7 protein-coding genes and 1 pseudogene are annotated in these 8932 nt (G+C 52.6%); 7 read left to right on the top strand and 1 reads right to left on the bottom strand.

All coding sequences use genetic code 11. The annotated features are described in order from the left end of the window. The 7 genes and pseudogenes from V0288_RS13765 to V0288_RS13735 all read left to right on the top strand — a co-directional run. Positions 1-697 (top strand): annotated as a pseudogene (locus V0288_RS13765) (cobyrinate a,c-diamide synthase); the annotation flags it as partial. 472 nt (positions 698-1169) lie between these two features. Continuing rightward, the gene (locus tag V0288_RS13760) at positions 1170-3038 is read left to right on the top strand and encodes an iron uptake porin (RefSeq protein WP_332865685.1); all 1869 of its coding nucleotides are present in this window, start codon (positions 1170-1172) and stop codon (positions 3036-3038) included. Between the two features lie 116 nt (positions 3039-3154). Then, positions 3155-3544 carry a VOC family protein gene (locus tag V0288_RS13755; protein ID WP_332865684.1) on the top strand — a complete coding sequence of 130 codons (390 nt, stop codon included), beginning with the start codon at positions 3155-3157 and terminating at the stop codon, positions 3542-3544. Positions 3545-3590: 46 nt separating this feature from the next. Beyond that, positions 3591-4205 carry a cobalt-precorrin-8X methylmutase gene (locus V0288_RS13750; RefSeq protein WP_332865683.1) on the top strand — a complete coding sequence of 205 codons (615 nt, stop codon included), beginning with the start codon at positions 3591-3593 and terminating at the stop codon, positions 4203-4205. Beyond that, a complete protein-coding gene (cbiE, locus tag V0288_RS13745; RefSeq protein WP_332865682.1) occupies positions 4189-5454 on the top strand; it encodes a precorrin-6y C5,15-methyltransferase (decarboxylating) subunit CbiE in 1266 nt (421 codons plus the stop codon). Before V0288_RS13750 ends, cbiE begins: the two co-directional genes overlap by 17 nt. After that, positions 5436-6113: a TIGR04283 family arsenosugar biosynthesis glycosyltransferase gene (locus V0288_RS13740; protein WP_332865681.1), complete on the top strand. Its 678-nt coding sequence runs from the start codon at positions 5436-5438 to the stop codon at positions 6111-6113. Before cbiE ends, V0288_RS13740 begins: the two co-directional genes overlap by 19 nt. 81 nt (positions 6114-6194) lie before the next feature. After that, positions 6195-7274, top strand: a complete 1080-nt coding sequence (locus V0288_RS13735) for an AI-2E family transporter (protein WP_332865680.1) — start codon at positions 6195-6197, stop codon at positions 7272-7274. Here V0288_RS13735 and V0288_RS13730 read toward each other — a convergent pair. Continuing rightward, a complete protein-coding gene (locus tag V0288_RS13730) occupies positions 7271-8932 on the bottom strand; it encodes an NAD+ synthase (protein ID WP_332865679.1) in 1662 nt (553 codons plus the stop codon). The two genes, V0288_RS13735 and V0288_RS13730, sit on opposite strands and share 4 nt — an antisense overlap.

The raw sequence follows: 8932 nt of genomic DNA, 5'->3' as shown, positions 1-8932 counted from the left end.
CCCCCCGTCTCTCCCCACTCCCCGCCCCTCACTTCCCGCTCCCCCGGCCCCCACGATCCGCGTCGGTATCGCCAGAGATAAAGCGTTTAACTTTTATTATCAAGATAATCTCGACATTTTAGAGGAATTAGGGGCGGAATTGGTTTTCTGGAGTCCGCTAGGCGATCGGGAGTTACCCGCGAACCTGCACGGACTTTATTTCGGGGGGGGATTTCCGGAAGTGTTCGCCCGCGAGTTATCCGAGAATGAATCGATACGGTCAGCGGTAGGGACGGCGATTCGATCGGGTACGCCCGTTTATGCCGAATGCGGCGGCTTGATGTATTTATGCGAGGGAATCACGACCTTCGCGGGAGAATGTTACCCGATGGTGGGAATTATCCCGAGAACCGCCGTTATGGAGCGGAAATTAACCCTCGGATACCGGCAGGGAACCGCGCTAGAAGAGACCTGTCTGCTGGAAAAAGGCCGGATCGTCCGCGGCCACGAGTTCCACCGATCGAGTCTGACGGGAACGAACCTATCGCCGATTTACGAGCTAAAAGGGCTGTTTTCAGGCGAGATTGTCGGGGAGGGATGGCGCGGGTCCAACGTTCACGCGTCCTATCTCCACCTCCATTTCGGGGGCGAGCGATCGCTTCCCGAAAAATTTCTCCGTCACTGCCTTGCTTTTTCCGGGAAAAACACGTTATGCTAAACGGGTAATCTCAACATAGAGTCAAGTCCGTTCAGGGAACGAGGAGGTGATGCCCGTGGTAGAAAGTAGTAAACGCGTGGGTCATCTAGTCGATAGTAGCCGGCTGTGCGCCGGGGCTGTTCTCTAGACCCAATGTCTAAAAAAATTTAGGCTCGCTGGAGTTCCTTCCGGCAGTCTGGTATCGATGGAAATGACCCGCTAGACCGCCCCTACCGACCCGCTCGGTGGGGGCGGATAGTTTTCGGGGCATTCGGAGCCGTTAAGATCCGTTCAAGGTCGGTTTAAGAATATTTTAAGGATCGGGAAGGGGCGATAACGCTATGTTGGGATAGGGAAATGAGCCACTTTGTCAACCGGTTAACCCGAAAAAGCTCGATCGGTGGTTCACTACCGGGGGAGGTTATGTATAATAAGGGAAATAGATCGGCTATAAGTTTTGTAGTCAACCTATAGGTGTGAGGAACAAGTAACAATGTTAAAAGTCTTTTGGAAATCCTTGCTGGTTAGTCCGGCGATTTTAGGTGCTACTTTAGCGGCTTCGGCCAACGCTAGTGGCCTGGATGGCGTTTCTAACGCGCAAAATCTTTCTACTGAATTCGATCCCGCCGCCATCGCTCAAGTCGAGACGACGAACACGGCGAATAAAGATTTACTGAACCAGATCGAGACCTACGGGAATGAAGGTCAAGTCGCTCCCGTCAACGGTAACTCGATCGATCAAGTCACCAGCGTGAACCAATTACGCGACGTTTCCCCGACCGCTTGGGCTTATGAAGCGTTACGCAGTCTCGTCGAGCGTTACGGTTGTATCGTCGGTTATCCCGATCGGACCTTCCGCGGCGATCGCGCGATGACCCGTTGGGAATTCGCCGCCGGTCTGAACGCTTGCTTGAACGTGATGGAACGCTTGATCCAAGAGGGAGTCGGCGTTCTCAAAGAAGATATCGATAAACTAAAACGTCTCGCGGACGAGTTCCAAGCCGAACTAGCCGCTCTAGGCGCGCGCGTCGATAATTTAGAGAGCCGGGTTTCCTTCCTCGAAGATCACCAATTCTCCACCACCACGAAATTAACCGGGGAAGTGATCTTCGCCGTGACCGATGCCTTCGGTAGTAACCGAGGACAACAACAGGCGGTGTTCCAAGATCGGGTTCGTTTACTGTTGAACACCAGCTTCACCGGTCAGGACGTGTTAAAAACCCGTTTATCCGCGGGTAGCGCGGTACCTTTCGGGTATGACTACGCCACCACGACCACCTTGCAAGACGGCACTCCGTCTCAAGTTCGTTTCAACAACCTCCAAAGCCCCTCTCTCTATCAAACTTGGACGGCGGCCGGCAATAATAACGATATCGTACTCGACTGGTTAGCCTACTACACGCCGATCGATTTGGGAAGCTTCGGACGGTTCAACACCTACGTCGCCGCTTGGGGCGGTATCTGGAACGACTTCGTACCGACCACCAACCCCTACTTCGAGGACTTCGACGGTGGTAACGGCTCCCTCTCGACCTTTTCCCAAGAAAACCCCATCTACCGGATCGGGGGTGGTAGCGGTGCCGGCGCGAGCCTCCAGTTAGGTTTCTTACAAAGCCTTCTCGGCCCCACCTCTTTCTCCTTCGGTTATTTAGGCGGCGGAAATTGCCCCAATAATAGTTGCGCGGGAAATCCCAACCCAGGTAACGGACTCTTCAACGGAGACTACGCCGCTCTCGCTCAAATCAATACCAACCTATTCAACGTCTTGAATATTGGCTTCACCTACGTTAACGCGTATCAGGGTCCCGATACCGCTCTGTTCGGGAATGGTGGCTCTAACGGTGTGACGGGAAGTTCTGCCGCTAACCTCTCCGCCAGTCAGCTAAACACCATCGGTTCTCTCAGCCCCGACACCACTAACGGAGCCTTACAGGACAATGTTAGCTTCTTCAACTGGGGCAATAAATCGATCAACGCCTACGGGGTTTCCGGGGCGGTCAATCTCGGTTTCGCCAGCGTGAGCGCGTTCGGTACCTACGCGTCGGTTCGTTTAATCGGTCAGGGTGACGCGGATGTATGGACCTATGGCGGCGGTATCGCTTTCCCCGACGTGATGGGTCAAGGAAATATCCTCGGCTTCTTCGCGGGGGTTCAACCCTACATCGGTGGCTTGAACTTCAACGAGTCGGGCGTTAACGTGGTGAATAACCTGTACCCGATTCAAGTAGAAGCTTTCTACAAGTACCAAGTGACCAATAATATCTCGCTCACCCCCGGCGTGATCTGGATCTCCGCTCCGGAACAGTTCAAAGGAGCGACGAACGCGTGGATCGGAACCCTCCGCACCACCTTCACGTTCTAATCTCTCCCTGATTTGAACGACAAGACCCCGCCACATCGGTGGGGTTTTGTTCTGGCACGATGACGGAAAAGGGCTATGATCGAAAAAAAATCGAGAAAAATTTAGAGAATAGCGCGATGAATCCTTTTCAGACCCCCGGTGCATTCAGTTGGTGCGAGCTAATCACCTCGGACACCTCCGCCGCCAAGGTTTTCTATGAAGGGGTATTCGGTTGGCGGTTCAAAGAGGGAACCGTTACCGGTGCCGAATATTCGGTGATCGAGGTGGAGGGTCGGGAAATCGGTGGTATTTCCCCGGTTCCCGCCTCTTCCCCCGGAATGAAACCGACGTGGGGCGTTTATGTGACGGTGGAGGACTTGGATCGGACTCTCCAGAAAGTCGAGGAACTGGGCGGAACAGTTCTTCTCCCCCCTATCCCGATCCCCCCGGCTTCCCGATTCGCTCTGATTCAAGACCCCCAGGGGGCCAACCTCGCGGTGATCGACCACGGTTCTCCGGTGGGTTGATGTCGGCACGATACCGCGTTATTTTCTCGTAACCTGACCTCTCTTCATGTCCCGACTAAACCATCCGATTGTAGAACAGAGTTTCGCGATTATCGATCGAGAGATCGGCGATACCGGCCTCGGGCCGGGGGAATACGCGATCGCGCGGCGGATTATTCACGCGACCGCCGATTTCGAGTTCGCGAGGTTACTGCGCTGTAGTCCGGGGGCGATCGAACGGGCGATCGAGGCCCTGCGAAACCGTACCCCGATTATCACCGATGTGACGATGGTGAAACAGGGGATCGCCACTCTCGTGGGGAAAACGTTTCAAAATCCGATGATTACCTGTATCGAACAGGTAACGGGGGCGGAAGAGGGGAAAACACGGACGGAAACGGGTTTATTACGGTGTTTCGAGCGGTATCCGGAAGGGATTTATGTTATCGGGAACGCGCCGACGGCTTTACTGGCGCTGTGTCGGGCGATCGAAAGTTCGCCGGTGGTGCCGAGTGTCGTGATCGGGGTTCCGGTCGGGTTCGTCTCGGTGGTGGAGTCGAAGGAAGCTCTGGAGCGGTTATCGGTTCCGCAAATACGGGTCGAGAGACGGAAGGGGGGATCTACCGTGGCCGCGGCGATCGTGAACGCTTTGTTAGTATTGGCGGATGAATCATTATCTTAATGTGGTGGGGATCGGTTTACGGGGAGCCGATGGCTTGAGCGATCGAACGCGGGAGACGATCGATCGGGCGACGGTTTTGGCCGGGAGCGATCGCCAGTTGGGATATTTTCGGGATCATCCGGCGAAAAAGATAGTTTTCGGGGATTTTATAACGGGAATTCAAGAGATTAAAAATGATTACAACTCTGGCGAAAGTGTCGTGATTTTTGCTAGTGGCGATCCGCTTTTTTTCGGGGTCGGTCGATTGTTATTGGAAAATTTTCCCGCCGATTGTTTACGGTTTCACCCTCATGTCAGTTCTGTACAATTAGCCTGTAGCCGTCTGAAAATTAGCTGGCAGGATATTCAAATTATTAGTTTACACGGTCGGGGATTGGAAGCGTTAACGGAAGCTTTACAGAAAGGCGTGGAGAAAATCGCTTTACTCACGGATACGGTGAACGATCCGAGTTCGATCGCCCGTTTTTATCTGGGTTTATCTCTGCCCGTTCGTTATCAATTCTGCATCTGTGAGGATTTGGAAGGGGAAACGGAAAAGATTAGTCGATTTAATGTCGAGGAAATAGAAAGATTAGCGGGTTTAGACAAAAATCATTTTTCTCCGTTAAATATTGTGGTATTAATTCGCCAAGAAGGTCAAGTATCTTTAGAAAGATTGCCGTTATTCGGGATTCCCGATCGAGCGTTTTTCAGTTTTCCCGATCGACCGAATTTAATGACGAAAAGAGAGATCCGGATCGCGATTCTAGGGGAATTAGATCTACAGGGCGATCGGGTGTTGTGGGATATCGGGGCGGGGACGGGTTCGGTCTCGATCGAGTGCGCTCGGTTATGCCCGACATCGAGGGTTTACGCGATCGAGAAAACTGCGATGGGGATTACTTTAATCGAGAAAAACTGTCAGCGTTTCGGGGTTTCTAACGTGATTCCCGTTTCCGCGAACGCGCCCGATCGATTGACGGATCTTCCCGATCCCGATCGGATATTTATCGGGGGGAGCGGTGGGAAATTATCGGAGATTTTAACGGTTTGCGGGGAGAGATTACAACCGGATGGAAAAATCGTTCTCGCGTTGGCGACGATCGAGCATTTACAGGAGTGTTGTACGTGGTTTAGCACCCATCACTGGAAATATGAATTATTACAGTTACAGCTTAATCGATCGGTGTCGGTGGGTCAATTCACCCGTTGGTCGCCTTTGAATCCCGTTACCCTAGTGAGCGCGAGCCGATGCAACGAATTAGCGTAATCATTCCTACCTTGAATGAAGAGAAAATGATTCAAACGACCTTGCGGGAAATTGGCGAGGGGGTGGAGATTATTGTCGTGGATGGTGGTAGTACGGATAATACGGTAGAACTGGCGAAACAGTCGGGAGCGCGAGTTTTCATCCCCGAGAAAAAAGGTCGATCGAATCAGATGAATTGTGGGGCGGAAATGGCGACGGGAGATATTGTTCTCTTTCTCCACGCGGATACTTTGGTTCCCGAGGATTATCGAGAGCGGATTATCGAGACTTTAGCCTGTCCCGGAACGATCGCGGGCGCGTTCGCACTGCGGGTCGAGGGAGAAGAAAAATCCTTACGTTTCGTGGAAAAAATGGTCGAATGGCGATCGAGGTTTCTCTCGCTTCCCTACGGCGATCAGGGAATTTTTCTCCGAGCGAAAGTTTTTCGGGAGATGGGGGGATTTGCCGACCTGCCGATTATGGAAGATTTCGAGTTCGTGAAACGTCTTCAGCGTCGGGGGAAAATTATCCTCGTCCCGCGGCCGGTGGTAACATCGGGGCGACGGTGGCGAAAATTGGGAGTGTGGAAAACGACGCTGATCAATCAGTTGGTAATTCTCGGTTATTATTTGAAAGTTCCCCCGCTGACTTTAGCGCGTCTGTACCGATCGCTCATTTAAAATAATTTCCCCGGAAATCAACCGGTCAACCTCTCCCGATTTACAATTCGAGATCGCTAGATCCTCCCTCGGCTTTATCTTATGGACAATAACTCGAAACTCATCGATTTCATCATTAGGCTGTTCTTTCTCGGCCTACTATTCGTTTGGTGTTTCCTCCTGCTCCGTCCGTTCTTGACGATTATTCTCTGGGGGGCGATTCTCGCGATCGCTTGGTTTCCGATCTTCGTTTGGCTCAAGAACTATCTACGCGCGCCGAAATTGACGGCTATCCTGCTCACCCTAGTCGGTATCGGGGTGATTGTCGGCCCGGTGAGCGCGATCGCGTTGGTTTTAACGGACAATCTCCGGGAATTTGCCGACCGTCTCGTTACCGGTGAAACTATCGTGCCATCCCCTCCCGCGAGTGTCGCCGAGTGGCCGGTTATCGGCGAGCGTTTGTTCGCTCTCTGGCAACAGGCATCGGCGAATCTGGGGGAACTTTCCCGCCGATTCGAGCCACAGATCAAGGAAATCGCCAAAACTTCGTTGGCGCTGGCCGCGAGTGTCGGCGTTACCGTCCTGAGATTTATCGTCTCGATTATTATCGCGGGCGCGTTCACCCTCTCCGCGGAAAGGATGAGCCGCGGGCTGATCCGATTTTTCGAGCGGGTCGCGCCGGGACGGGGGGGAACTTTCGTACTGCTCGCCGCTTCCACGGTGCGAAATGTGACCCGCGGGATTATCGGGGTGGCGATCGTGCAGAGTTTGTTGATCGGGGTCGGGTTAATCGGGGCGGGAATTCCGGCGGCCGGGCTGTTAACCCTGTTGTGCTTGCTGTTGACGCTCATTCAAATCGGCCCCGGTTTAATCGTCATCGGCTCGATTATTTTCGCGTGGTCAACGATGGCGACCATGAAGGCGTTGCTGTTCACGCTCTGGATGATACCGGCCACCCTTATCGATAATTTCTTGAAACCTATCTGGATGGCGCGGGGACTTCCGGTACCGATGGTGGTGATCCTCATCGGGGTATTCGGTGGGATTCTCGTTCACGGGGTTCTCGGTTTGTTTATCGGCCCCGTTATCCTGAGTCTCGGTTACGAACTGATCAAAGCGTGGATGAATATGGAACCCGCTACGGAATCCTTACCCGTTCCGAAAGATCCCCCGATAGCTTAACTCCAACGGCTGGCGATGGGCATTCTCCAGCCAGTTCCGAAGGCTCGATCGCTGATTTTTAAGCCGGGGGGGGCTTGTTTGCGTTTGAATTCGGCATTTTTGACCAGTTTCACAACTTTACGGACGGTTTCGGGGTCGAATCCCGCTTCGATAATCTGTCGCGAGGATTGATGCTGTTCGATCAGTCGATCGAGGATCTCGTCTAGAATCTCGTAGGGAGGGAGGGAATCTTGATCCTTCTGATCGGGCTTTAACTCGGCACTGGGAGCTTTGGTAAGAACGTTGGGGGGAATGATTTCTTTTTGTCGGTTTAACCAGTGACAGAGGGAATAAACGCGGGTTTTCGGCACATCGGCGATCACGGCTAATCCGCCGTTCATGTCCCCGTAGAGGGTGCAGTATCCGACGGCCATTTCCGATTTATTGCCGGTCGATAGGAGGAGATGGCCGAATTTATTGGCTAGAGCCATCAGTAAATTACCCCGGATTCTCGATTGCAGATTTTCCTCGGCGACCCCGAAGGAAGTTCCCGCGAAAAGGGGTTCTAAAAGGCGATCGTAAGCGGTCATCGCCTCTTGAATGGCTAATTTCTCGCATTGAATGCCCAAGTTATGGACTAAAGCCAGCGCGTCGGTAATCGAACCTTCGGAACTGTAGGGAGAGGGCATCATTACCCCCAATACATTCTCCCGTCCTAACGCGTCGGTGGTGATCGAGGCGACGAGACTGGAATCGATCCCGCCACTGAGTCCTAAAATCGCTTTTTTAAAGCCGCATTTCTCCGTGTAATCCCTCACTCCCAATACTAACGCGCGATAGATTTCCTCTTCTTCCGTTTCGGGGATCGGATAGAGAGAAGCGGGGGAAAAATCGTTCTCGAATTCTAGGATTTCTAGGCTGGAAGTAAAGCCGGGAGCGCGATAGATTACTTCCCCCTGACGGTTAAACGCGACGCTGTGACCGTCGAAAATTAGATCGTCATTCCCTCCTACCTGATTGACGTAGGCGATCGGGATCTGATAACGTTTCGCGCTATGGGCGAGTAAGTCTTCTCTGAGAATTTGCTTACGGATACTGTAGGGAGAGGCGGAAAGATTGACGATCAGATCGACATTTAAAGCGGCGAGATCGGCGATCGGATCGACCGCGTACTGACGTTTTCCCCAGAACTCTTCATCGTTCCACACGTCCTCGCAAATGGTCACGCCAATTTTGAGATCGTGAAGATGGAAATAATGACTTTCCTTTCCCGACGCGAAATAGCGATTCTCGTCGAAAACATCGTAGGTCGGGAGTAACCTTTTGTGAAAAACTTCTTGAATCCCTTGACTATTTAACAGAGCCGTGCTGTTAAATAAGGGCTTTTCTCCTGCGAGGATCGATCGGGGATTATTCCCTGCGAACCCGACTAAAACCGATAGATTTTCGGGTAACTGTCGCGCGAGATCCGCGAGTTGTTTGGACATTTCCTCGATAAAACCGGGGTTTAATAATAGATCTCGCGGGGGGTAGCCACAGAGGGATAATTCGGGAGTTAATAACAGATCGACCCCGAACTGTTTCGCCTCGATCGCGCTTTCGAGAATCCGCGCGGCGTTGCCCGCTAGATCGCCGACGATCGGGTTTAATTGCGCGATACCGATTTTTAAGCTAGACAT

Origin of the sequence: Pannus brasiliensis CCIBt3594 (genome assembly GCF_036688125.1) — a bacterium.
In the GTDB taxonomy this organism is placed as follows: domain Bacteria; phylum Cyanobacteriota; class Cyanobacteriia; order Cyanobacteriales; family Microcystaceae; genus Pannus; species Pannus brasiliensis.
Note: the sequence above shows the minus strand (reverse complement) of the source record. Positions and strands in the feature narration are given on the sequence as shown.

Excerpts from the sequence above, each read along its gene's own strand:
- V0288_RS13735 (WP_332865680.1), top strand. The coding sequence starts at position 6,195 with ATGGACAATAACTCGAAACTCATCGATTTCATCATTAGGCTGTTCTTT.
- V0288_RS13760 (WP_332865685.1), top strand. The coding sequence starts at position 1,170 with ATGTTAAAAGTCTTTTGGAAATCCTTGCTGGTTAGTCCGGCGATTTTA.
- cbiE (WP_332865682.1), top strand. The coding sequence starts at position 4,189 with ATGAATCATTATCTTAATGTGGTGGGGATCGGTTTACGGGGAGCCGAT.
- V0288_RS13730 (WP_332865679.1), bottom strand. The coding sequence starts at position 8,932 with ATGTCTAGCTTAAAAATCGGTATCGCGCAATTAAACCCGATCGTCGGC.
- V0288_RS13755 (WP_332865684.1), top strand. The coding sequence starts at position 3,155 with ATGAATCCTTTTCAGACCCCCGGTGCATTCAGTTGGTGCGAGCTAATC.
- V0288_RS13740 (WP_332865681.1), top strand. The coding sequence starts at position 5,436 with ATGCAACGAATTAGCGTAATCATTCCTACCTTGAATGAAGAGAAAATG.
- V0288_RS13750 (WP_332865683.1), top strand. The coding sequence starts at position 3,591 with ATGTCCCGACTAAACCATCCGATTGTAGAACAGAGTTTCGCGATTATC.